Annotated in this window: 21 protein-coding genes and 2 tRNA genes; 18 read left to right on the top strand and 5 right to left on the bottom strand. The window is 66.6% G+C overall.

Features of this window, described 5'->3' with window-relative positions:
• The first annotated feature begins 8 nt into the window (after positions 1–8).
• The 5 genes from rsfS (at position 9) to mctP (ending at position 3,173) form a co-directional block, all read left to right on the top strand.
• On the top strand, positions 9–410 hold the full coding sequence (gene rsfS / locus FBY36_RS20260) for a ribosome silencing factor (RefSeq protein WP_056336274.1): 402 nt from the start codon (positions 9–11) through the stop codon (positions 408–410).
• 128 nt (positions 411–538) lie between these two features.
• A tRNA-Ala gene (locus FBY36_RS20255) sits at positions 539–611 on the top strand.
• A gap of 210 nt (positions 612–821) precedes the next feature.
• Positions 822–894 (top strand) — tRNA-Ala (locus FBY36_RS20250).
• A 228-nt stretch (positions 895–1,122) separates the two neighbouring features.
• Positions 1,123–1,500 carry a DUF3311 domain-containing protein gene (locus FBY36_RS20245; protein ID WP_142122341.1) on the top strand — a complete coding sequence of 126 codons (378 nt, stop codon included), beginning with the start codon at positions 1,123–1,125 and terminating at the stop codon, positions 1,498–1,500.
• Positions 1,497–3,173 (top strand): monocarboxylate uptake permease MctP, encoded by a 1,677-nt coding sequence (gene mctP / locus FBY36_RS20240; RefSeq protein ID WP_142122339.1) that lies wholly within the window; start codon positions 1,497–1,499, stop codon positions 3,171–3,173. The genes FBY36_RS20245 and mctP overlap by 4 nt, the downstream gene beginning before the upstream one ends.
• A 13-nt stretch (positions 3,174–3,186) precedes the next feature.
• On the opposite strand, the gene FBY36_RS20235 is transcribed toward mctP, so the two are convergent.
• A complete protein-coding gene (locus tag FBY36_RS20235) occupies positions 3,187–4,548 on the bottom strand; it encodes a class I SAM-dependent methyltransferase (RefSeq protein ID WP_142122338.1) in 1,362 nt (453 codons plus the stop codon).
• A 46-nt stretch (positions 4,549–4,594) separates the two neighbouring features.
• Here FBY36_RS20235 and FBY36_RS20230 point away from each other — a divergent pair, with 46 nt between their 5' ends.
• From FBY36_RS20230 to FBY36_RS20205, 6 genes are all read left to right on the top strand, one after another.
• Positions 4,595–5,677 carry an FAD-dependent oxidoreductase gene (locus FBY36_RS20230; protein ID WP_142122336.1) on the top strand — a complete coding sequence of 361 codons (1,083 nt, stop codon included), beginning with the start codon at positions 4,595–4,597 and terminating at the stop codon, positions 5,675–5,677.
• 50 nt (positions 5,678–5,727) lie between these two features.
• Positions 5,728–6,864, top strand: a complete 1,137-nt coding sequence (locus tag FBY36_RS20225) for a class I SAM-dependent methyltransferase (RefSeq protein ID WP_142122334.1) — start codon at positions 5,728–5,730, stop codon at positions 6,862–6,864.
• A 204-nt stretch (positions 6,865–7,068) separates the two neighbouring features.
• Positions 7,069–8,271, top strand: a complete 1,203-nt coding sequence (locus FBY36_RS20220) for an ROK family transcriptional regulator (RefSeq protein ID WP_142122332.1) — start codon at positions 7,069–7,071, stop codon at positions 8,269–8,271.
• Positions 8,272–8,277: 6 nt separating this feature from the next.
• Entirely contained in the window at positions 8,278–9,630 is a 1,353-nt protein-coding gene (locus FBY36_RS20215) for an extracellular solute-binding protein (RefSeq protein ID WP_142122330.1), read from the top strand.
• Between the two features lie 2 nt (positions 9,631–9,632).
• On the top strand, positions 9,633–10,514 hold the full coding sequence (locus FBY36_RS20210; protein WP_142122328.1) for a carbohydrate ABC transporter permease: 882 nt from the start codon (positions 9,633–9,635) through the stop codon (positions 10,512–10,514).
• Between the two features lie 98 nt (positions 10,515–10,612).
• On the top strand, positions 10,613–11,395 hold the full coding sequence (locus tag FBY36_RS20205; protein ID WP_142122737.1) for a carbohydrate ABC transporter permease: 783 nt from the start codon (positions 10,613–10,615) through the stop codon (positions 11,393–11,395).
• Here FBY36_RS20205 and FBY36_RS20200 read toward each other — a convergent pair.
• Positions 11,392–11,589, bottom strand: coding sequence for a hypothetical protein (locus tag FBY36_RS20200; RefSeq protein ID WP_307089705.1), 198 nt, complete (start codon positions 11,587–11,589; stop codon positions 11,392–11,394). The genes FBY36_RS20205 and FBY36_RS20200 overlap by 4 nt on opposite strands.
• A 139-nt stretch (positions 11,590–11,728) precedes the next feature.
• Here FBY36_RS20200 and FBY36_RS20195 point away from each other — a divergent pair, with 139 nt between their 5' ends.
• The 7 genes from FBY36_RS20195 to metE all read left to right on the top strand — a co-directional run bounded on the left by FBY36_RS20195 (position 11,729) and on the right by metE (position 20,600).
• Entirely contained in the window at positions 11,729–12,736 is a 1,008-nt protein-coding gene (locus FBY36_RS20195) for an AAA family ATPase (protein WP_142122324.1), read from the top strand.
• A gap of 6 nt (positions 12,737–12,742) precedes the next feature.
• Positions 12,743–13,663 carry a DUF58 domain-containing protein gene (locus FBY36_RS20190; protein ID WP_142122322.1) on the top strand — a complete coding sequence of 307 codons (921 nt, stop codon included), beginning with the start codon at positions 12,743–12,745 and terminating at the stop codon, positions 13,661–13,663.
• Between the two features lie 52 nt (positions 13,664–13,715).
• A complete protein-coding gene (locus tag FBY36_RS20185; protein WP_235008917.1) occupies positions 13,716–14,132 on the top strand; it encodes a hypothetical protein in 417 nt (138 codons plus the stop codon).
• Complete coding sequence (locus FBY36_RS20180) at positions 14,132–16,105, top strand: vWA domain-containing protein (protein WP_142122736.1); 1,974 nt, start codon at positions 14,132–14,134, stop codon at positions 16,103–16,105. Before FBY36_RS20185 ends, FBY36_RS20180 begins: the two co-directional genes overlap by 1 nt.
• Entirely contained in the window at positions 16,102–16,815 is a 714-nt protein-coding gene (locus FBY36_RS20175; protein ID WP_142122318.1) for a hypothetical protein, read from the top strand. The genes FBY36_RS20180 and FBY36_RS20175 overlap by 4 nt, the downstream gene beginning before the upstream one ends.
• A gap of 331 nt (positions 16,816–17,146) precedes the next feature.
• Positions 17,147–18,112, top strand: coding sequence for a methylenetetrahydrofolate reductase (locus FBY36_RS20170; protein ID WP_142122316.1), 966 nt, complete (start codon positions 17,147–17,149; stop codon positions 18,110–18,112).
• A gap of 148 nt (positions 18,113–18,260) precedes the next feature.
• Positions 18,261–20,600 (top strand): 5-methyltetrahydropteroyltriglutamate--homocysteine S-methyltransferase, encoded by a 2,340-nt coding sequence (metE, locus tag FBY36_RS20165; RefSeq protein WP_142122314.1) that lies wholly within the window; start codon positions 18,261–18,263, stop codon positions 20,598–20,600.
• A 118-nt stretch (positions 20,601–20,718) separates the two neighbouring features.
• Here the strand turns inward: metE and FBY36_RS20160 are convergent, their stop codons facing one another.
• From FBY36_RS20160 to FBY36_RS20150, 3 genes are read right to left on the bottom strand one after another with little or no spacing between them, the layout of a single operon-like run.
• Positions 20,719–21,474: a hypothetical protein gene (locus tag FBY36_RS20160; RefSeq protein WP_142122312.1), complete on the bottom strand. Its 756-nt coding sequence runs from the start codon at positions 21,472–21,474 to the stop codon at positions 20,719–20,721.
• A 52-nt stretch (positions 21,475–21,526) separates the two neighbouring features.
• On the bottom strand, positions 21,527–22,033 hold the full coding sequence (locus FBY36_RS20155; protein WP_142122310.1) for a DUF2004 domain-containing protein: 507 nt from the start codon (positions 22,031–22,033) through the stop codon (positions 21,527–21,529).
• Positions 22,034–22,078: 45 nt separating this feature from the next.
• Positions 22,079–22,996 carry a LysR family transcriptional regulator gene (locus FBY36_RS20150; protein WP_056336315.1) on the bottom strand — a complete coding sequence of 306 codons (918 nt, stop codon included), beginning with the start codon at positions 22,994–22,996 and terminating at the stop codon, positions 22,079–22,081.
• Positions 22,997–23,042 lie beyond the last annotated feature (46 nt).

Genomic DNA, 23,042 nt, shown 5'->3' with positions numbered 1-23,042 from the left:
GGAGTCCCGTGACTGCAACAGAATCGTCCATCGCCATAGCCCGTACGGCCGCCAAGGCCGCTGCCGACAAGATTGCGCAGGACATCGTCGCCATGGACGTGAGCGAACGACTGGCCCTGGCCGACGTCTTCCTCATCGCTTCCGCGCCCAGCGAACGCCAGGTCAACGCGATCGTTGACGGTATCGAGGAAGAACTCGCCAAACAGGACCTGCGCCCGGTGCGCCGCGAGGGCCGCTCCGGCGGCCGGTGGGTCCTGCTGGATTATGCTGACGTTGTCATCCACGTCCAGCATGAGGAGGATCGCGTGTTCTACGCCCTGGAGCGGCTCTGGAAGGACTGCCCCGTGGTGGACCTGCAGCTTGGGGACGACGCATCCGCCAAAGCCGGCGCAATCGCCGACACCGAGTAGGCGCCGCAACCTGACGGTGTGCAGAAAGTGAATATTCCCGATTTGGAATTTTCGGAATTGCTGTTCTAAGATATTTGAGTTGCTTCGGGGGAGACCCTGAAGAAAGCTTCTCGGAGCAGCAACAATCCGGGGCTGTGGCGCAGCTGGTAGCGCACCTGCATGGCATGCAGGGGGTCAGGGGTTCGAGTCCCCTCAGCTCCACCGGCAAGTCCGCCGGAACCGTGATGGTTCCGGCGGACTTTTTTGTTTCCGGTTGGTTTTGTACACCTTCCATTGGCTGGGTTGAATGGCCGGGCGGGGCGACGGAGAAGTCGGTTCGGATGCTGATGGCGGCCGATTGGCGTCCAACGGAAAAGTGCATTACTCTGGTCAGGTTGCTCCGGCCAATCAGACCGGAAGGAACAAAAGTACGGGGCTGTGGCGCAGCTGGTAGCGCACCTGCATGGCATGCAGGGGGTCAGGGGTTCGAGTCCCCTCAGCTCCACCGGTACACCGAAAAGGGAACCATCACATTGTGATGGTTCCCTTTTTTATTCGTCTGCAGTGCCCTCCTTTTCTCCCGGCGGGATCAGCCCCCGGTGACTGTGAAAAACCCTTCCCGCGCAGGTCAAAGCGGGGTACAACTGGAGGTGGAGGGCACATCGTCCCGTCGATTGGCCGTTTTCACCCAAGAAGCGGCCGGACGCGGGACAGGCTGACGAGGAGGTCACAGATGTCCCATGCAGATGGTTCCGGCTACAGCCCGAACGGCGATGCATTTCCGGAGGAATCGCGCCTGACCCGCGATACCGCCATCCGGGGCCCGGCAAGGCCCGCTCCCTATATCGGCGCCGCCGTCCTGCTGGGCGCCGCCATCCTCTTCCCGCTCATGCCGCAGCTGTATTCCTTTGATGCGCCCAGGCTGGCCGGGATGCCCTTCTTCTACTGGTACCAATTGCTCTGGGTGCCGATTTCGGCGATCTTGACCGGCACAGCCTACTGGCTGGTGACCAGGGAAGACCGACGACGGCGGGCCGAGGTACGTGCCGGTGGCCCACCCCGGGCAGGCACCGCCTCAGCCGACACAGGGTTGGGAGGGGACCGGCCATGAACGCACGCGAGATCAACTGGACTGCCTTGGTGATTGTCGTGCTGCTCTTCGTCGTCGTGGCTGTCATGGGCTTCCTGGCCGCCAAGTGGCGCCGAAGCCCAGAGGTGGAAGGTCTGCACAGCCTGGACGAATGGGGCCTGGGCGGCCGCGGCTTCGGTACCTGGATCACCTGGTTCCTGCTCGGCGGGGACCTTTACACCGCGTACACCTTCGTGGCGGTGCCGGCGGCCATGTGGGCTACGGGTGCGGTCACCGGCTTCTTTGCCGTGCCCTACACCATCGTCCTGTATCCGATCATCTTCATCATCATGAGCCGTTTGTGGTCGGTGTCCCACCGCCACGGTTACGTCACCTCGGCGGATTTCGTGGGCGGACGCTACGGCAGCCGCTGGCTCTCCCTGGCGGTTGCCGTCACGGGCATCGTGGCCACCATGCCCTACATCGCGCTGCAGCTGGTGGGCATCAAGGCCGTACTGACGGTCCTGGGGCTGGGCAGCTCCGGGAACGTGTTCCTGACCGACCTGCCGCTGATCCTGGCCTTCGTGGTCCTCGCCGCGTACACCTACACGTCGGGGCTGCGGGCGCCGGCGATGATCGCCGTCGTCAAGGACCTCCTGATCTACCTTGCCGTGATCGTGGCGGTCATCTACCTGCCCATCAAGTTCGGCGGCTGGGACAGCATCTTCAGCTCGGCGCAGACCAAGCTGGGCACGGTGAACCAGGCCACGGGAAAGCCCGCCGGGGTGTTCATCCCGGGGGCTGCCAACTACTCCGCCTACTGGTCGCTGGCGTTGGGCTCGGCCATGGCATTGTTCATGTACCCGCACTCAGTGACTGCAGTGCTGGCGTCAAAGGCCCGCAATACCATCCGCCGCAACGCCGCCATCCTGCCGCTGTACTCGCTGATGCTTGGTTTCCTTGCGCTGCTGGGCTTCGTGGCCATCAAGGCGGGCACCAAGCCCATCGACCTGGACGGATCGGTCAACCCGCAGCTGGTGGTTCCGCAGCTGTTCCTTGACCACTTCCCCGCCTGGTTCGCGGGAATAGCGCTGGCTGCCATCGCCATCGGGGCGCTGGTACCCGCGGCCATCATGTCCATTGCGGCGGCAAACATGTTCACCCGCAACATCTACCGCGACTTCATCCGGCCCGACGTCGATCCCAAGACGGAGGCGAAGGTGTCAAAGATCGTCTCGCTGGTCGTGAAGGTGGGCGCACTGGTCTTCGTGATCGCCATGGACCAGTCGGCGGCCATCAACATGCAGCTGCTGGGCGGCATCTGGATCCTGCAGACCTTCCCTGCCGTGGTGGCAGGCCTTTACACCCGGTGGTTCGACCGCTGGGCGCTGCTGATCGGCTGGGCTGCGGGCATCATCTTCGGAACAGTCTCCGCCTACAACGTGATCAACCCGGTCACGAAGGCCCACTTCGGCGGCTCCGTGGCCCCCATTCCCGGGACGGATTTCAGCGTCTACATCGCGGTCTCGGCATTCGCCCTGAACCTGATTGTCGCCGCCGTCCTGACCCTGGTGTTGAGGGCCCTGAAGGTCAGCACGGGCAAGGACCTCACGCGGCCCACGGACTACGAAGCCGACGAAACGGACCCGAAGGTGGTGCAGATCGAAAAGACCCAGCACTTCACCCAGCCCGGCGGTCCTTCCCCGGTGGCGTGACGGCAGGGGCGCCTCACATCCAGGCGGTGCGCCGCAGCGGCGGTTCCTCCCCGCCGGGGCGGCGCACCAGGACCTGGTTGACTCCGGTGAGCCCGTTTTCGAACCCAATGGCACTGCTGGCCATGTAGAGCCGCCATACGCGCGCGCGTCCCGCACCGGCCAGTTTTACCGCCTCGTCCCAGTTCTCCTCAAGCCGGCTTACCCACGCCCGGAGCGTCAGGGCGTAATGGCGGCGCAGTGCCTCCACATCCAGGATTTCGAAGCGTGCGGATTCCAGGGCGGCCACCATCTCGCCCAGGCTGATCATCTCGCCATCAGGGAAGACGTACCGGGGGATGAAGGAGTCCGGGTCCGGGCTGGTGGGGCCCGCATTCCAGGAAATGGCATGGTTCAGCAGCCGCCCGCCGGGCCGGAGCAGCCCGTACAGCGCCGCGGTGTAGGCAGGCGTCTGCGCCCGCCCAACGTGTTCAGACATTCCGATGGAACTGATGGCGTCGAACGGCCCGTCCGGTACGTCCCGGTAATCCTGCACCCGGATTTCCACCCTGTCCGTCAGGCCGGCCTCGGCTGCACGCTTCCGGGCCAGGCCGGCCTGCTCGCGGGAGAGCGTTACCCCCACCACGCTGGCGCCGTACCGGGCTGCCGCGTGCAGGGCGAAGCTGCCCCAGCCGCATCCCACATCCAGGACCCGCATCCCCGGTTGAAGGCCCAGTTTGCGGCAGACCAGGTCCAGCTTGGCTTCCTGGGCAGCATCCAGGCCGGTGCCCGGCCGCGCATTCGTGCCGCCCCCTGCCGTCGCTGCCGCAGCGCCGCCGCCGTCGTCCGGCCACACTGCGCACGAATAAACCATCGACGGTCCCAGCACCAGGTCGTAGAAGTCGTTGCCGACGTCGTAATGGTGCGAGATGGCGGCCGAATCGCGGCGCCGGGAGTGCATCCTTCCTTTTTTGGCGATGCGTGCTTCTTCCGGCGGCGGGGCAGGGTTGGGCCCGATGGCGCCGAGCCGGACAGCGGTGCGCAGCAGCAGCCAGAGCTCGCCGGCGGACAGCGGGCGGAACGGTCCGGGCTCGGCGAACTTGCCTGCCGAGCTCAACGCCGTGAACGCCGCGAAGATGTCCCCCGGGGTGTCGATTTCACCTGCCACGTAGGCACGGCTCAGACCCAGCTGCCCCGGTGACCAGAGGATGCGCCGCAGGGCCCGTCGGGACTTGAACTCCAGGACCGGTGCGTCAGGCGGTCCCGCTTCCGAACCATCCCACGCACGCAGGCGCAGCGGTATCTGCCCGGTTCCAAGCACCACCCCCAGGGCCTTTTCCAGCCGGGCGGCATGCCCAGTGCTTCCGGTTCCGGTCCGTGCGGCTGCTCCAGTGTCCATGCGCCCACCCTAAGGCCGCGCCGCCCTCCGCGACTATCATGGGCAGGTGATTCCTCACCCAACCGACGTGGTTGTCATCGGGGCAGGCCAGGCGGGCCTGTCCGCCGCGTACCACCTCCAGCGCCGGGGCCTTGGCTTTGCCGTGCTCGACGCCGAGGAAGGTCCGGGCGGGGCGTGGCGGCACCGCTGGCGGAGCCTGCGCATGTCCACGGTCAACGGGATCAGCGATTTGCCGGGCATCGCCAAGCCTGAGGTTGACCCGGCGGAACCGAGCTCGGAGTTCCTCACCCGCTACTTTGGCGGCTACGAGGCTGAGCTGGGGTTGTCCGTTCACCGGCCCGTGAAGGTGCGGGCTGTCAGGCGTGAAGATGACAACCCGGCCGGGCGCTTGCGCGTTGAAACCACCGACGGGGACTGGAGCGCCAGGGCAGTCATCAACGCCACAGGTACGTGGACCCGCCCGTTCTGGCCCATCTACCCGGGCCAGTCCTCCTTCCGGGGCAGGCAGCTCCACGTTGCCGACTACGTCTCGGCGGAAGAGTTCCGCGGCAAGCACGTGATCGTGGTGGGCGGTGGCATTTCCGCCGTCGGCCTGCTGGAGGAGATTTCCCGGCTCACCACCACCAGCTGGTTCACCCGCAGGGAACCGGTGTGGCGCGACGCTCCATTCGATGCCAGAGCCGGCCACGATGCCGTCGCGCTCGTGGAGGACCGCGTCCGCAAGGGACTTCCACCGCAAAGCGTCGTCTCAGTGACGGGCCTCATCTGGACACCTGTCCTGCGCGCGGCCAGGGAACGGGGTGCCCTTGACCGGCAGCCCATGTTCACGGCCATCGAACCGGACGGGGTCCGCCGCGCGGACGGCAGCCTGCTCAAGGCGGACGTGATCCTCTGGGCCACTGGCTTCAGGGCGGAACTGGAACACCTCGCCCCGCTGCACCTGCGGGGGCCGGGAGGCGGAATAGCCATGGACGGAACCCAGGTGGCTGCCGATCCGCGCGTCCACCTCGTGGGTTATGGGCCGTCGTCGTCCACTATTGGTGCCAACCGTGCAGGCCGGGCAGCGGTGGCGGCCATCCTGAAACTGCCTGGAATGGCGACGGCGGCGGAAACGGTAACGTGGGGGTGACGCTCCGGGACCCGGGGCGGGCAAGGGCAACAGAAGGCGGCAGGACACCGGTGGCAGCAGATACGTTGGCGGACATTTTCCAGGTCCTGCGCCGCCGGCCCGATGTCGAGGCCCCGAATCTGCAGGCCTGGGACGCCACCGACCGGCTGTTGCTGGAGACTGCCGTGCAGCTTGGGCGGGCGGGCAGTACCGTGGCGGTCATCGGTGACCGCTACGGGGCCCTGACGCTCGGCGCTTCGGCGGTGCTTGCCCCGGCGTCGCTGCGGGTGCATCAGGACCTGATCACAGGGGAAAGGGCGCTGCAGCTCAACGCGGAAGAACTGGGCGCCGGCACATCATTCGTCCAGCTGCCCCTGGGGGAGGAGCTGCTGGCGGGAGCAGACACCATCCTGCTGCAGCTTCCCAAGACCCTGGCGGAACTGGAGGAAATTGCTGCCGCCGTGGCCCTGCATGCCGCGCCGGATGTCCGGCTGCTGGCAGGAGGCCGGGTGAAACATATGTCCCTGGGCATGAACGCGGTCCTTGAACGGTACTTCCTGTCCGTGCAGCCGCAGCTCGCACGGCAAAAATCGCGGATCCTCCTCGCCACCGGCCCCAAACCCCCAACCACGGCGCCACGTTTCCCGGTAGTGGAGCACCTCGCGGAGCTGGACCTGGACGTGGCCGCGCACGGCGCTGTCTTTGCCGGCCCCAGGCTGGATATCGGCACCCGTTTCCTGCTGACGTTCCTGCCGGCGATGAAACCGGCGCGGCACGCCGTCGACCTGGGCTGCGGCACCGGAATCCTCGCCGCGATGTACGCACGGCAGTTCCCGGCAGCGGCCGTGACGGCGACGGACCAGTCGGCGGCCGCGGTGCTGTCCGCCCTTGCCACCGCCCGCGCCAACGGCCTGGCCGACCGGATCAGTGTCCTGCAGGATGATGCGCTGGGCACCTTCCCTGATGGCTCCGTGGACGCGGTGCTGCTCAACCCGCCCTTCCATGTTGGTGCAGGCGTCCACGCCGGCGCCGGCCTCAAGATGATCGAAGCGGCGGGGCGGGTGCTGGCTTCCGGGGGTGAGCTGTGGACGGTGTACAACCGGCACCTGGCCTATCTGTCCGCCCTGGAACGGCATGTGGGACCCACAGTGGTGGAGGGCAGGAACGCCAAATTCACCGTCACCCGCAGCACCCGCAGCACCCGCTGACCGGAACGGGCCGCCCGGCCACCAGGGACTGCGCCCTGGCGGGAAGACAATGCTCCGCCGCGCCGCTGACCAGCATATGGGCGGCGACGCGCCGGTAACGTACGATTCAAAGCATCACCATCACGAGGTAGCCGAAGACGTTTAGGGGACACAGTGTCTGAGATGCGCCAATCTTCTCCGAGACGCGGAACCAACTTGCCCAGGATGGGGGATTTCAACCTCACCGTCATCCTTGATGCGATCCGCCGGACGTCCGGCGGCCTGAGCCGGGTGGAGCTGGCCCAGATTGTTGGCCTGTCCCCGCAGACCATTTCCAATATTTCGCGCCGGTTGCTGGACCAGAACCTGATTGTCGAGGCAGGCAAGGAGGGCAGCGGCCCGGGCAAGCCGCGCACCATTCTCCGCCTGAATCCCGGCGGCATGTACGCCCTGGGTGTCCACCTGGACCCGGCAGTGACCACGTTCGTGGTGCTGGACCTGGTGGGCTCGGTGGTCCGTCACTCGCGGATCAAGACCCCTGGTGGAAATGACCCGTCCGCCGTGATCACCACCATCGCCGCGGAAATCGACCAGCTCGTCGCGGATTCGGGTGTGGACCGCAGCCGTATCGCCGGCCTGGGCGTGGCGGCCCCCGGGCCCATCGACCTGGACAACGGCACCGTGGTGGATCCGCCGCTGCTGCCTGGCTGGGACAGGGTGGAACTGCGCGAAGCGCTGGCCGCGGCCACCGGCTACTCCGTACTCGTTGACAAGGACGTCACCAGCGCCGCGGTGGCGGAAACGTGGGCGGGCGGGCCAAGCGGCGCCGGCAGCTTCATCTTCATGTACATGGGCACAGGCATCGGCTGCGGCATCGTCCTGAACGACGAAGTGGTCCGCGGCACGTCCGGCAACGCGGGGGAGATAGGCCACATCATCGTGGATCCGGACGGGCCACCCTGCGACTGCGGCCTGCGCGGCTGCGTGAAGTCCTCCTGCATCCCGCAGGTCCTGGTGGCGGAGGCGGAAGCAGTGGGGATCCTGGACGGCTCCCGCGCAGGAAACAGCGGTGCCGAAGTCCAGCAAAGCTTCTCCCGGTTGTGCTCACTGGCCGACGGCGGGGACGGACGTGCCGCGGCCATCCTGGACAAGTCCGCCGTCCTGGTGGCCCGGGCCGTCTCCGTTGTCACCAACACCCTGGACGTGGAACGCGTCGTTTTCGGCGGCCCCTTCTGGAGCGGGCTGGCGGAGCGTTACCTGGAGCGGATTCCGCCACTGCTGGATGCCAACAGCGACGTCCGGCTGATTCACCCCATCGAGGTTGTGGGCACGGGCGTGGGGGAGGACGTCGGAGCCATCGGCGCCGCGTCCCTGGTCCTTGAACATACCCTGGCGCCCCGTGCCCAGCGGCTCCTGCTGGAAAGCTGACCGGACATGCTTCGCCGGGCATCGAAAACAGTCTCCCTGTTCGCCGCCGCAGTACTGACGCTCGCGGCCTGCACCCCCGGAAATCCGGCCGAGGGAAACAAGACCATCAAAGTGGCTTACCAGAAGACGGACTCGTTCACGGCCCTGGACACCATGTTCCAGGACGCGAAGAAGGAGTTCGAAGCGGCGAACCAGGGCGTCACCGTGGAGCTGCAGCCCATCCAGGGCAACGACGACGACTACGGTACAAAGCTGGCCCTCGCCCTGCGGTCACCCTCCACGGCGCCGGATGTCTTCTACGAGGACACCTTCAAGGTCCGCTCCGACGTGGACGCCGGCTACCTCCTGAACCTGGACAGCCGACTGGCAGGATGGGGGGAGTGGGACAAGTTCGACGACGCCGCCAAGGAGGCGGGGAAAGCGGACGACGGCGGCACGTACGCCGTGCCGCTGGGCACCGACACGAGGGCCATCTGGTACAACATGAAAATTTTTGAGGCCGCAGGCGTGGCGCTTCCATGGCGGCCGTCCAGCTGGCAGGACATCCTGGACACGGCCAGGAAGATCAAGGCCGCCAGCCCTGGCGTGATCCCCTTCAACATGTATGCCGGCAAGGGCACCGGTGAAGGGACTGTCATGCAGGGGTTTTACGAACTCCTGTACGGAACCGGCGCCGGCCTCTATGACCCTGACTCGAAAAAGTGGGTTGTCGGCTCCGCCGGCTTCAAGGACTCCCTGACTTTCCTCAAGACGCTCTACAGCGAGAACCTCGCGGTGGCGCCAGCCGAGGCGCTGGACCCGAACGTCTGGAAAAAGGTATTCGGCGAATGGTTCCCGAAAGCAAAACTGGGGGCAACCGTGGAAGGCTCCTACGCGCCGTCGTTCTGGCAGGACGGCGGCAGCTATGCCTGGCCGGGGTACGAGCAGGAGATGGGCGTGGCACCGTTCCCCACGCAGAACGGCGGCGCCCCCGGCGCAGTCAGCATGTCCGGCGGCTGGACCCTGGCCGTGGGTGCGGAAACCAAGCAGCCCGATCTTGCCTTCAATTTCCTCACCACGGCGCTCAACGCGAAGAACTCGCTGGCGTTCACGGTGGCCAGCTCACAGATCGCCGTCCGGTCCGACGTGGCCGCTGACCCGGCCTACCAGTCCGCCAACCCGTTTGTGAAGGACGTATCCGGTTTGGTCAGCGTCACCAAATACCGGCCCGCCACTTCCGACTATCCACGGATTTCCGCCGCAGTCCAGGAAGCCACCGAGGCTGTGATCACCGGCAGCAGGACCCCCGAGCAGGCCGCGGCCGACTATGACACAGCCGTGGCCGGCATTGTGGGTGGCGACAAAACCATCCGGAAGTAGCGGTGGCGGCCAACCACCGGACCCGGCAGTTGCTCCGCTACCTCCCCGTCCTGCCTGCCGTCCTGCTGCTGCTGGTGTTCCTTGCCGGCCCTGTGCTGTGGGCGTTCCATTCCTCGCTGACCGACGCCGGGCTCACCGGCCGCTCCGCCAGGAACCCCGAGTGGGTGGGATTGGAGAACTACCAGCGGCTCCTGCAGGACCCTGTCTTCCCGCTCTCACTGGCGCTGACGGTCCTGTTCGTCGCGGGCTCGGCCATCGTGGGCCAGAACGTGCTGGGACTGGCCCTTGCCGTCCTCATGCGCCGCGCACGTCCCGTTGTCTCGGCAACTGTTGGCACCGCCGTCGTGGCCGCCTGGGTGCTGCCGGAAATCGTGGCCGCGTTCGCCGCCTATGCATTCTTCAGCCGTGACGGCACGCTCAACCAACTGCTGGGCAATTTCGGGGCCTCGGAAACGGACTGGCTTTATACGGTGCCCATGGCCGCCGTGATCCTGGCCAACATTTGGCGCGGAACGGCTTTTTCCATGCTGGTGTACCGGGCCGCGCTCAACGGAGTCCCGGCGGAGCTGACCGAGGCCGCGCACATGGACGGTGCCGGGCCCTGGCAGCGGCTGGCCTTCATTACGCTGCCAGTGATCCGGGGCAGCATCGCCACCAACCTGATGCTGGTCACGCTGCAGACCCTGGCGGTCTTCACCCTGATTTGGGTCATGACCGCGGGCGGACCGGCCAATGGCAGCACCACCCTGCCCGTCCTGGCCTACCAGGAAGCCTTCAAGTTCGGCGACATCGGCTATGGCACCGCCGTGGCGTCGGTCCTCATCCTGATTGGCGCCGTGTTCGGGGCGGCCTATCTCCGCCTTCTCAGGGAGCGGAAGCCGTGACGGTTCCGCAACAGGCGGCACGGCAACGCCCCGGCCAGCAGCCCCGCCGCCGGCCCGCTCCGCGCCACACGCGGGGCAATGCGTGGGCAGACGGGGCCCTGCTGCTGATTGGTGCCTGCTTCCTGCTGCCGCTGTTGTGGCTGGTGCTGGGTTCGGTGGATCCGGCCGCCGGGCACGGCACCAAGGTTCCGCAGCGGCCCGGCCTGGACAACTTCGCCGCCGTGCTCACCCCTGAACTGCTGTTTCGTCCGCTGTGGAACAGCCTGTTGCTGTCCGCGGGGACAGGGGTGGTCACCCTGGCGGCGGCCGTGCTCGCGGCCTACCCCCTGTCCCGCTACCGGTCCCGCTTCAACACCCCGTTCATGTACGGCATCCTCTTTGGCACGTGCCTTCCCGCCACGGCCATCATGGTGCCGGTGTACGGGCTTTTCGTGCAGCTCCGGCTGCTGGATTCGCTGCCCGCAACGGTGCTTTTCCTGGCGGCCACCAGCCTGCCGATGGCCATCTGGATGACCAGGAACTTCATGGACGCCGTGCCGCTGGCGCTGGAGGAGGCGGCGTGGGTGGACGGCGCCTCCCGGCTGGCCGCACTGCGTTCGATCGTGCTGCCGCTGATGCGCCCGGGCCTTGCCGTGGTGTTCATCTTCGTGTTCATCCAGGCGTGGGGGAACTTCTTCGTTCCGTTCGTACTCCTGCTGTCCGAGGCAAGGCAGCCCGCAGCGGTATCGATCTTCAGCTTCTTCGGCCAGCATGGAGCAGTTGCCTACGGCCAGCTGGCCGCATTCTCAATTCTCTATTCGATCCCGGTCCTGGCTCTTTACGTCATCGTGGCGCGGGGTGCCGGAAATTCGCTGGCCCTTGCGGGTGCAGTCAGGGGTTAGTCGATATCCTCAAACACCACGCCGAACGGCAGGGTGTCGTCGAGATGGGCCTGGTGGCCGGTGGGATTGTTGACCACCCGCACGCCGTGCAGCTTTTCCGCCGCCGACTGCATCAGGACCGGCCTAACGGTGTCGACGAACATCTGGCTCTTGCCGGCGAGATATTCCTTGTAACTGGCTGGAAGCTCGATCATGGCAAAAGGATAGACCCGCGGGGCCTGCATGGGGAGGGGTGCCCATTGCCGGGTTCGGGCTCCCGGGCTTGGATAGGATGGCGGACGGGACACGGCCTTCCGGACCGCACGCCCGTCACCGTCTTCAGGGGGAGAACCAGTGCTTTCGACCAGCGTGCCCGCAAGAATCCAGCCTGCGGAGCTGGCCAGGGCGCAGCAGGTGGCCGCCAACATTTCACGCACTTTCGAGGCCAAGGTGGTGGGGCAGTCCCGGCTGCGGGAATCGTTGCTGGTGGGCCTGCTGACCGGCGGCCACATCCTGCTCGAGAGCGTCCCGGGACTGGCCAAAACCACCGCGGCTCAAACGCTGGCTGACGCCGTCAGCGCCGAATTCCGCCGGATCCAGTGCACGCCCGACCTGCTGCCCAGCGACATCGTGGGAACCCAGATCTACGACGCCGCCAAGGGAACTTTCCACACGCAGCTGGGCCCGGTCCACGCCAACATTGTGCTGCTCGATGAAATTAACCGCTCCAGCGCCAAAACCCAGAGCGCCATGCTGGAGGCGATGCAGGAACGCCAGACGTCCATCGGCGGCCAGGACTACCGCCTCCCGTCGCCGTTCCTGGTCCTGGCCACGCAGAACCCCATCGAGCAGGAGGGCACGTACCAGCTGCCGGAGGCGCAAATGGACCGCTTCATGCTCAAGGACGTCCTGGACTACCCCAGTCCCGCGGAAGAAGCCCGGATCATCGCCCGGATCGACGCCGGCGTCTTCACCCCCGAACAGAAGCCGCCGGCGGCCGCTTCCCTTGATGCCATCCGGGAGATCCAGGACCTGGCCAGGCGCATCTACATCGATCCGGCGGTGATCAACTACATCGTGGGTTTGGTGTATGTGACACGGAACGCCTCCCGTTACATTGATGCCAGGCTTGCCGGGTTCATCGAGTTTGGCGCCAGCCCCCGTGCCAGCATCGCCTTCAGCCAGGCAGCCCGCGCCGTGGCACTGCTGAACGGCCGCGACCACGTCATCCCGGAGGACGTCAAGGTGCTGGCCCACCGGGTGCTGCGGCACCGGCTGATCCTGAACTTTGACGCGGTGGCCGAGCAGGTGCCGGTGGAATCGGTGATTGACGCCGTCGTCGCCGCCGTCCAGACCCCCTGACGCCCCATGGCCGGTCTCCTCCAGCGGGTGAAGTCGAAGATGGCCATCTTCGCGCACCGCAAAGCCCGCGGCATGCTCGACGGCGAATACGGTTCCGTCTTCAGGGGCCGCAGCCTGGACTTCGATGACCTGCGCGCCTACGTCCCCGGAGATGAAGTCCGCGATATCGACTGGAAGGCTTCTGCGCGCCACGGCTCACCCCTGATCAGGCGGTACGTCGCCGTCCGCCGGCAGACTGTCCTGCTGGTCACCGATACAGGGCGCAACATGGCAGCCGAGGCGCTATCAGGGGAAGTGAAGAAGGACATCGCCGTGCTGGCGCTGGGGGTCCTGGGCTACCTGGCCCACCGGCACGGCGACCTGGTGGGCCTTGTATACGGTGATACGGCGGTCACCCGTTCCCTGCCGGCCAAGGGAGGCGAGGCCCACCTGGAACGGCTGCTGGGGCATGTGGACTCCCACACGAACCTCAAGGCGGCACCCAGCAGGATCCAGGACCAACTCGAGTACACGGCGCGCAACGTCAAGGGCCGCCATCTGCTGTTCGTTGTTGCGGACGAAATTGCCGCAGACGCTGCCACCGGCCAACTCCTGCGCAGGCTCCGCGCCCAGCACGAGATCCTATGGCTGACCATTCGGGACGCAGGGCTGGCACCACCGCCGGGGGCCGAACGTACTCCCGGCGCCGACACGAATTCCCACGCTGCCGCGGACTCCTACAGTGTGGCTGATTCCGCGCTGCTGGCCTGGCAGCCGGCCATGTCGGCGGAGGTGAACGCCGCCTATATGACGGCCATGGAAGAGCGTGACGCGGCGCGGAGGGCAATGTTGCAGGGCGCGGGGATCACTGAGGGGGAAGTGGCGGGCAGCGCGGATGTCATCACGGGTCTCTTCGCCCTCCTGGAGAGGCACCGGCGTGCAGGCTGATCCCGGATTCTATGGCCCGCTGCAATACAGTTCCGCCTGGCTCTGGTGCGGTATGGCACTGCTCGCCCTGGTGGCCGGCTGGTTCGTGTTCGTGCTTGCCTCCACCCACGTCCCCAAACGGTCCACGCAGGGCAGCTCTGCGCCGGTCCGGTCCGCCCTGACAGACCTGCCGGCCCTGAAAGCCGCCTGCCTGCAGCGCATCAAGGATGTGGAGGATGCGGTGGCTGCCGGGCAACTTGAGGAACGCACGGCGCACCAGCACATCAGCCTGCTGCTGCGCGGATTCGTCCGCGATGCCACCGGTGTGGACGCCACCAGGATGACGCACCAGGACCTGGCGCGTCACCCGCTTCCGGCGGCGGCCAGCGTCGTTGAAGCCCTGTACCCGGCCGAATTCGGTCCCGGCCCGTTGCCGTCCGTCACCGTGTCGGCAGCACAAGCCTCGGCGGCGGTGCGCGCGTGGAACTGATGTTCTGGTGGCTGCTGCCGGTTGCAGCCGCTGCGGCAGGAGTGGCGGCATGGGTTGCGCTGCGCAGCAACCGGATGTCCAACATACGACGGCGGCCGGTGGCCCATGTGGAGAGGCTCACCGCGCTGCCGGAGTACCAAGCAGCCCTGCGCCGGCACCGGCGGCGGCTGCTCCTGGCCGGCGCAGCCTGCGCCCTGCTGCTGGCCTCCACGGCGGTTGCGGCGGCACGGCCGGTTGACGTGTCCACCATCCGGCCTGAGCAGCACAACCGCGACATCATGCTCTGCCTGGACACCTCCGGTTCCATGAGCAGCGCCGACGCGGCAGTGGTGGATGTCTTTGCCGGCCTTGCCCGGACCTTCGACGGCGAGCGGATCGGCCTGACCATCTTCGACAGCACCGCCATCCAGGTCTTTCCGTTGACCGACGACTACGCCTACGCCCAGGAGCAGCTCCATCTCGCGAAGGACGCGTTCGACGGCAAGCCGGGCAGCTCCGGATTCCTCGACGGCACCTGGAGCGGCAGGGGGTCCTCGCTGATTGGCGACGGCCTGGCATCCTGCCTCAACAGCTTCCCCGGCCACGGCGGCAAAACCCCCAGCGAAGCCGGCGGAGGTACCGGGCAGGAAGGCGTACCGCAGCGCTCGCGGTCAGTGGTGCTGGCAACTGACAATTTCCTCTCGGGCGAGCCGATCATGTCTCTTGAGCAGGCTGCGCAGGTGGCCCGGGAACGGTCCGTCCACGTTCACGCACTGAACCCGGGCGACCTGGACTACGGCAGTGGTCCTGACCAGCCGGGGGCCCAACTCCGTGCTGCCGCGGAATCAACCGGGGGCCTGTACTACGCCCTGGACAACGCTGATGCAGTGGCGGGAATCGTCAACGCCGTGGAGCAGACCGAAACGGCGGCGATCCAGGGGGCGGCGCGCGCAGTGTTCTCGGACGTACCCGGCCTGCCGCTTGCTCTTGGGCTGTTGTCAGCCCTGGCCCTGTATGCGGTCTTGTGGCGGCTGCAGGGATCCGGGCGCCTGGGCAGGGCGTGGCTGCGACGGGGAGCGGTGGTCCTGCTGGTCCTGGTGGCGGCCCTGCGGCCTGGTCTGCCCGGTGGATCGGTGCGGGCTGCCACCACGGACCTCAACGTGTTCTTCGTGGTGGACACCACCACGAGCATGGTGGCCGAGGACTTTGGCAACGGCAGCCCGCGGCTGGAGGGCGTCCGGAAAGACATCATGGCCATCGCCGAACAACTGCCGGGCGCGCGCTTTTCGGTCATCACCTTCGACACCACGGCGCACGTCCGCATGCCGCTCAGCACGGATACGCTGGCCCTGGAAACCATTACGGATGTCCTGGAACCCCAGGTGACTGACTATGCCAAAGGCAGCAGCATCACGGCAGCCAGGCAGGTGCTGTCCGAGCGGTTGAGCGCTGCCCGTGACAGCAACCCCGGCAGGCCCCGGCTGGTGTACTACCTGGGAGACGGTGAACAAACCAGCGCCGGGGACTCCGAGGCCATGACGGTGGACGGCGGGCTGGTGGCCGGGGGAGCTGTGCTGGGCTACGGCACGGCCGCGGGCGGCCGGATGAAAGAGAACACCGGACTGCAGGGCACCGCATCGAAGGAAAACGCCGCGCAGGAGAACGACGGCGGCGCGTACCTGCAGGACAACAGGGCCGGCAGCAGCGGTGATGCAGTGTCGGTTATCGACGAGGAGCGGCTGCGGAACCTTGCCGGACAGCTCGGCCTGCCCTACGTGCACCGCGCCGCCGGCGCACCGGTGGCGGACATGATGCAGCAGGCACGCCCGGGCAAGGTGGAACGGGCGGATGGAAAGGACCCGCTGGCGGTTGGAGCCGAGCTGTACTGGATTTTCGCCGCCGGCGCCTTCCTGTTGGCCTTGCCGGAAGCGGTGGGCATCATCCGGCAGCTCCGAGGGTTGCCTGGCCGGCCGGGAAAGGAAGGGGTCCGGTGAACGCCAAGGCCCACAGGCGCCGCCTGCTGCTCTGGTCGGCGGTTCCGGTTCTCCTGGTGCTGCTTCTCGCCGCCAAACTCCTCAGCCTTGGGGTGCTGGCTGATCGTGCCGCGTCCGGCTTTGCAGCAGGAAACGAGTCCGCCGTAGATGCTGCGGCCCATGGCCTGGGCGTGGCCAACCTGGTAGAGCCGCATAATATGCCGTTTGCCGCCGGCGACGCCGCGGTGCTGGCAGGGGACTACGGCAGCGCACGGCAGCTGTTCGACCAGGCGCTGGGCATGGTCCCCGCCGGCTCAGGTGACGAATGCCTGGTCAGGGTGAACCTTGTCTTGGTGATCGAACGCCTGGGCGACCTGCGGCTCCAGGCCGGCGACCCGTCGTCGGCCCTTCCGCTCTTCAGGGAAGCCCTGGCAACCGCAGGCCAGGCGCCGGAAGGTTGCCTGTCTCCGGATGCGGAAGCGGGAGCGGCCGGGCGGTTGGCGGAAGCCCGGGAACGGCTGGAGGGAAAGATCGCAGCCGGCCAGCCCGCCGGCCCAGAGGGCGGAGCGGGGGAGGAATCCCCCGAGGACGGGCCGGCCGAGACCCGGCAGGGCCAACTGGACCAGCTCCAGGACAGTTCGCGGCAGGCCCAGCGGGAGCGGAACAGCGGGCGCGAACGGGAAGAATACCTGGACAACGAAGATGGGACGGCCCCGGACCGGCCTTGGTAGGAGGCCCTCCCGGCGAAGGAAATTCTGTTGCCATCCGAAACAGCCCGTAAAAGTGCGTCTTAATTCGGCGCCGACTTGTACCGACCCCGCACGGCCCCCTAGAGTCGTAGACAAGTTACCGCGGTAACGTGTCAGCGATCCTCCGTTGCGGAGGGTGTGGGTGCCCCCATGTGGGCCTGACATTTGCTCACGGACTACTTCATTCAAGGCGTAACAGTCGCGGCTGCGTCCTCGTGGAGTCCCTCCGTGTTCCCCAAACTCAAATTCATTGCCGGCTCCCTGACCTGTTCTCTCGGGCGGAGAGCCCAATGGCCCAAAGCCAAGGACGCAAATGTCACCACCAAGCCTGATCGACGCACACCCCAACCTTTCCGACACCGCTCCGGTGGCGCTCTCCTATGAGCTGTTCCCGCCGCGTTCGCCTGCGGCAGCGGAGACGCTCTGGACCACCATCCGCGAGCTGGAAGCAACTGAACCGGACTACGTCTCCGTCACGTACGGCGCCAGCGGATCCAACCGGGACACCGCCGTCGAACTCATCAACCGGCTCCTGCTCGAAACCACGCTGCGGCCGCTGGCCCACCTCACCTGCGTGGGCAACACCCCGCAGGAACTCGCCGGCATAGTCGGCGAACTGCTGGACACCGGGGTGCGGGGCATCCTTGCCCTGCGAGGCGACCTTCCCAAGGACGCCAGCGCCCCTGCCAGCGGGTCCCTCCGGTACGCCCAGGACCTGATCGAACTCATCCGCCGTGTGGAGCAGCGCCGTTCGGCCCTGCTCTGCGCCGGAAAGATCGCAGTGGGCGTGGCGGCGTACCCAACGCGGCATCCGGAGTCACCCAGTGAAGAGCACGACGTCGAGGTGCTGCTTGCGAAGCAGCGCTCCGGCGCCGATTTCGCCATCACCCAGGTGTTCTTCGAGACCAGGCAGTATGCCGACCTCCTCACCCGGGCCCGCCGTGCCGGCGTGACCATCCCGATCATCCCCGGCGTCATGCCGCTCACCAGCCTCCGCCGGCTCAACCGGCTGGGCGAACTGACCGGGGTGGAGCCGGCCCCGCAGCTGATGGCACGGCTTGCTGCGGCCGATACCGACGCCGAACGCCTCCGCATTGGAGTCGACGCCACGGTTGACCTGGCGAATGCGGCCCTTGATGCGGGTGCTCCCGGCATCCACATCTACACCTTCAATGAGCACCAGAGTGCGCTGGAGGTGCTGGACAAGCTGGCCCTTCCGCGGCGCAGCCGTCCCGGCAGCCGCCGCGAATCCAGCGTCCGCGGCCAGCTGGCCAGCTGACCCGCTGGGCCCCTGGGCCGCCCGCGCCGCCCAATAGTTTCCATTCAACCGCGCAGCGTTAGTACATGCCGCGTCCATCCGTGCTGCGTTGATTCAGGCACGCCCTCGATACCCACCTCCACAGTTACTCAACCTTTAGGAGTACCCCATGACTGAACAGAACACCGCCCGCACCCCCTTCCCGGCAGCCTCACTCCTCGGCTACCCCCGCATCGGCCGCCGCCGCGAGCTCAAGAAGGCCGTCGAGGCCTACTGGGCCGGGAAGATCGACGCCGTCGCCCTGGACGCCGCTGCCAAGGACATCCAGCTGGCCATCGCCAAGCGCCTGCAGGAACTGGGCCTGACCGAAGCTGCCGCTGTCCCTGGCACCTTCTCCTACTACGACCAGGTCCTGGACACCACCGCCCACCTCGGTGCCGTGCCCGCCCGGTTCGGCAAACTCCTCAACGGTGAAGGCCAGCTGGACATTGACGGTTACTTCACCCTGGCCCGCGGCAACAAGGAACAGCAGCCACTGGAAATGACCAAGTGGTTCGACACCAATTACCACTACCTGGTGCCGGAGATCGGCCCGGAGACCGGGTTCACCCTGGCCTCCACGGCCAAGGTTGACGAGTTCGCGTTCGCCCTGGCCAACGGCATCGAGACCCGCCCCTACATCGTGGGCCCGGTCACCTACCTGCTGCTGTCCAAGGCTTCAGACGACGCCCCCGCCGGCTTTGCCCCGCTGTCCCGCCTGGAGGACATCCTGCCGGTCTACGTGCAGCTGCTGGAAAAGCTCGCCGCTGCCGGTGCCAGCTGGGTCCAGCTCGATGAGCCCGCGCTGGTGGTGGACCAGGACACCCGGGCCGCCGAAGTCGAGGCGGCCGTGGCCCGCGCCTACGAGGTACTGACCGCTGCAGCCAACCGCCCGCAGATCCTCGTCTCCACCCCCTACGGCTCGCTGGACGGGCAGCTGGGCACCCTCACCGCCACCAACATCGACGCCCTGCACATCGATGTCTTCAAGGGCGCCGTTCCGTCCGCCGCCGCGCTGGCGGGACTTGGCAACAAGACCCTGGTTGCCGGCGTCGTGGACGGCCACAACATCTGGCGAAACGACCTCGCTGCCTCCGCCGCCAAGCTGGACGAACTGAAGGCCGCCGCCGGAAAGGTGGCCGTTTCCACGTCCACCTCCACCCTGCACGTCCCGCACGACGTTGCCGAGGAAACCCAGCTCCCAGAACAGCTCCGCGGCTGGCTGGCGTTCTCGGACCAGAAGGCCGTGGAAGTCAAGGCCCTGGCCGCTTACTTGGCCGATCCCGCTTCCGCCAAGGCTGCGATCGACGAGGCAACCGCCGTCATCGCTTCCCGCGCCACCGCCGAGGGCGTCCGCCGCGCAGACGTCCGTGCCCGCACAGAGGCCCTCACCGCGGCAGACTTCTCACGCTCCGAATATTCGGTCCGTGAAGCCGCCCAGGAGGAAGCGCTGCACCTGCCGCCACTGCCCACCACCACCATCGGCTCCTTCCCGCAGACCGCCGAAATCAGGTCAGCGCGCGCCCGGAACAACAAGGGTGAGCTGACCGACGAACAGTACGCACAGCTCATGAAGGACGAGATCAAGCGTGTGGTGGAGCTGCAGGAAGAGCTTGGCTATGACGTCCTGGTACACGGCGAGCCGGAGCGCAACGACATGGTGCAGTACTTCGCCGAAAACCTTGAAGGCTTCGACGTCACCGTGCACGGCTGGGTTCAGTCCTACGGCTCACGCTGCACCCGGCCGTCCATTCTCTGGGGCGACGTCACCCGCAGTGCGCCCATCACCGTGGAATGGGCCAAGTACGCACAGTCCCTCACGAACAAGCCGATGAAGGGCATGCTCACCGGTCCGGTCACCATCCTGGCCTGGTCCTTCGTCCGCGATGACCAGCCGCTGGGCGAAACCGCGAACCAGGTGGGACTGGCCCTCCGCGACGAGATCGCGGACCTCGAGGCCGCCGGCATCAAGGTCATCCAGGTGGACGAGCCCGCCCTGCGCGAACTGCTCCCGCTGCGCAAGGCTGACCAGGCGGACTACCTGAAGTGGTCCGTTGACTCCTTCCGCCTGGCCACCGCAGGTGCCGCCGACTCCACGCAGATCCACACCCACCTCTGCTACTCGGAGTTCGGCGTGATCATCGACGCGATCGACGGCCTGGACGCGGACGTCACCTCCATTGAGGCTGCCCGCTCCCGGATGGAGGTTGTCCACGACCTCGAGTCCCACGGTTTCGGCCGCGGCGTGGGCCCGGGTGTCTACGACATCCACTCACCGCGTGTTCCCGGCGAGCAGGAAGTCACCGAGCTGCTGGCAACCGCCGTCAAGCACGTCCCGTCCCGCCAGCTCTGGGTCAACCCGGACTGCGGCCTGAAGACCCGCGGCTACGCCGAGACCGAAGAGTCCCTGCGCAACCTGGTCAAGGCCACGCAGACGGTCCGGGCGGAACTGCTGGAAGCAGCGAAGTAGCACTAAACAGAAAAGTACGACGGCGGGTGGTCACCGGGGAAACCCGGGTGACCACCCGCCGTCGTGCTTTAACCATCCATTGCTCCGTAACTGCCCTTTTGAGCGCCCAAAAGGACGTTTACGGAGCAATCGATTCAGGGCTCCCGGACGGTCTCGGCGTCTGTTCCTTCATCCGCCAGGTGCTGATGGCCAGCCAAATGGCAGAAATGACGATTGCCAGGATGCTGACCAGCGTGGGTAGGGCATTGCCGGCGGAAAATCCGGATTCCCCGATGATCCACCCCTGCGCCAGGTAGCCCAGTCCGGACAGCGCCATGAGGTAGCCGATCATGCGGGGCACGTGGTGCGTCGCGGCCACAGCAACCCCCACGAGCACCAGGGCGGCGCCCAGCAGGATGCTTTGGTAGCTGCGCATTCCCCATTCCAGCCAGCGGATGCCCTCAGCCGTGGCAAAGCGTGCGGCTTTCTCCGGATCCGGAGCGGCAGCCCAGGCGTCCACCGCCTGTTTCAAGGCCACCCCATCCACCGCCTGCAGGGCCGCATGAAGGGCAACTGCGGCAGCGGCGGAAACCGCACCAAACCGTGCGGTCCACCCCAGTGGGCGCAGCTGGACGCCGGGTGCGGTGCCTCGGGAAGCAAGCCCGGTGGCCAAGGAAACCAGCCCGGCGCCAACCAACGCCATGCCAACGAACTGGCCCAGGTGCACCGGGGTCCAGATGCCGCTGTTGGCATAGGCGGTGAAGGACTCCAGATGGTCGTTCGCGTCGTGGGACTCCGCATGCAGCAGGCCCGCAAGTATTGAGACCACGACGCCGGCGAGCAGCAGCGACGAAGCCAGGCGCCAGGTTCCACGCCTGTCATCAACCACAGCCATGACCGCCCACCATCCTTAGTACCGGGGCGCTATTTTAAAGGTGCCGGCGGGCTCAGGACTCCCAGACGATCTCGTCGTCCACCACGCCGTCCTGGTCGGCGGAGGCCACCAGGACCTCATCCGTGAAGTGCTCGCCCAGGGTGAAATCCATGACGAAGTAGCGTTCGGGCTGGCCGGGGTAGATGGCCACGTGGCCGAGTTTGAGGGCCTTGAGGAACACCTCGTTGGTGAGCTGTTTGCGGTCCTGGACGCCGAACACCTTGTGCAGGTGCTCGTCCTTGAGCGCGTTGCAGTGGAAGTGCAGGTACTCCTGGGGGCTGGTGCCTTCCTGCTCAAGTTCCTCGGCGATCATTTCGCGGACCTCGTCCACCAGTTCCGGCAGGAAGCGCAGCCGGTACTCGACCTTGCGCAGCGCGGCTTCGTCGAAGTTGTCGTGGCCGGTGATGTTCAGGTCGAGTTCCAGCGGGTGGCCTCGCAGCTCATGCTTGGCGGCAAAGAGATGATCCATGCCGTGGTTGAGCTCGATCTCCCCAAAGTGCTGGCTCGCTACCTTGTTCATATTCTCAACATAGACCCCAAGGGCAGACCATTCCAGCGTTATGCCCTAATTGACCGCGGTGCGCATCCCGGCGAGGGTTTCGGCCAGGAGGTCAACGAAAAGCTGCACCCGCGCCGTCTTCCGGTCATTGATCAGCAGTGCGAACACGTTCCGCGCCAACCGGATCTCAGGGACGTCCAGCACCACCACGCCGGCCGGTTTGTTCCGTAACGCGAGCTCCGGAACCAGGGCGGCCCCCAGGCCTGCTGCGGCCATCTCCAGGCTGGCATGGAAATCATCGCTGTGCGCCACCACCCTTGGGTGCAGGTTGCAGCCCGCGAACAGCCGCTCGATCACCATGGCGTCGCTGGTGCCGGGGTGGTGCATTATCCACGGCATCTCCGAGAGATGGTCAGCGGCCACCTTCGCGTCGGCCCGGAAACCCCAGCCGGCAGGCAGCACCACCCGGAAGTCGTCGTCACCAATCCATTGCCGGTTGATGGTGTTGGGCCAGGCGAAACCGGTCTGGCCCACCTGGAACACGACGGCGAGGTCCAGGTCGCCGCCGGTGCGGAGTCCTTGAATGGTTTGGCCGGGTTCAGCCACGGACACCCGCAGGTCGATTCCAAGTTTCTTCCACGCCGGGTTCTTCAGGATCCGCGGCAGGACGTACGTGGCCAGGCTGGGAAAGATCCCCAGCCGCAGTTCCTGGCTTTCCGAATCCTGCGTCCTTGAGGCGGCGGCCATCAGTGCCTCGATGTCCGTGAGCACCTTGGCAGCGTGCCGGGTCATGACGACGGCGGCTTCCGTGGGAATCACGGCGCGCGCCGAACGCTGGAAGAGGGTTACGCCCGTTTCCCGCTCCAAAGCCGACATCTGCTGGGACACGGCCGAGGCCGTGTAGCCGAGGGTTGCCGCTGCTGCAGCGAACGAGCCCAGCCGCGTGACTTCAAGGAGGGTCTTCAGGTGCACTGGATTTACCACCAGCCCACAGTACTGCACCCATCCGCCGGCGGTACCGCACCGAACA

Origin of the sequence: Arthrobacter sp. SLBN-122, from assembly GCF_006715165.1 — a bacterium.
Classification (GTDB): Bacteria; Actinomycetota; Actinomycetes; order Actinomycetales; family Micrococcaceae; genus Arthrobacter.
Note: the sequence above shows the minus strand (reverse complement) of the source record. Positions and strands in the feature narration are given on the sequence as shown.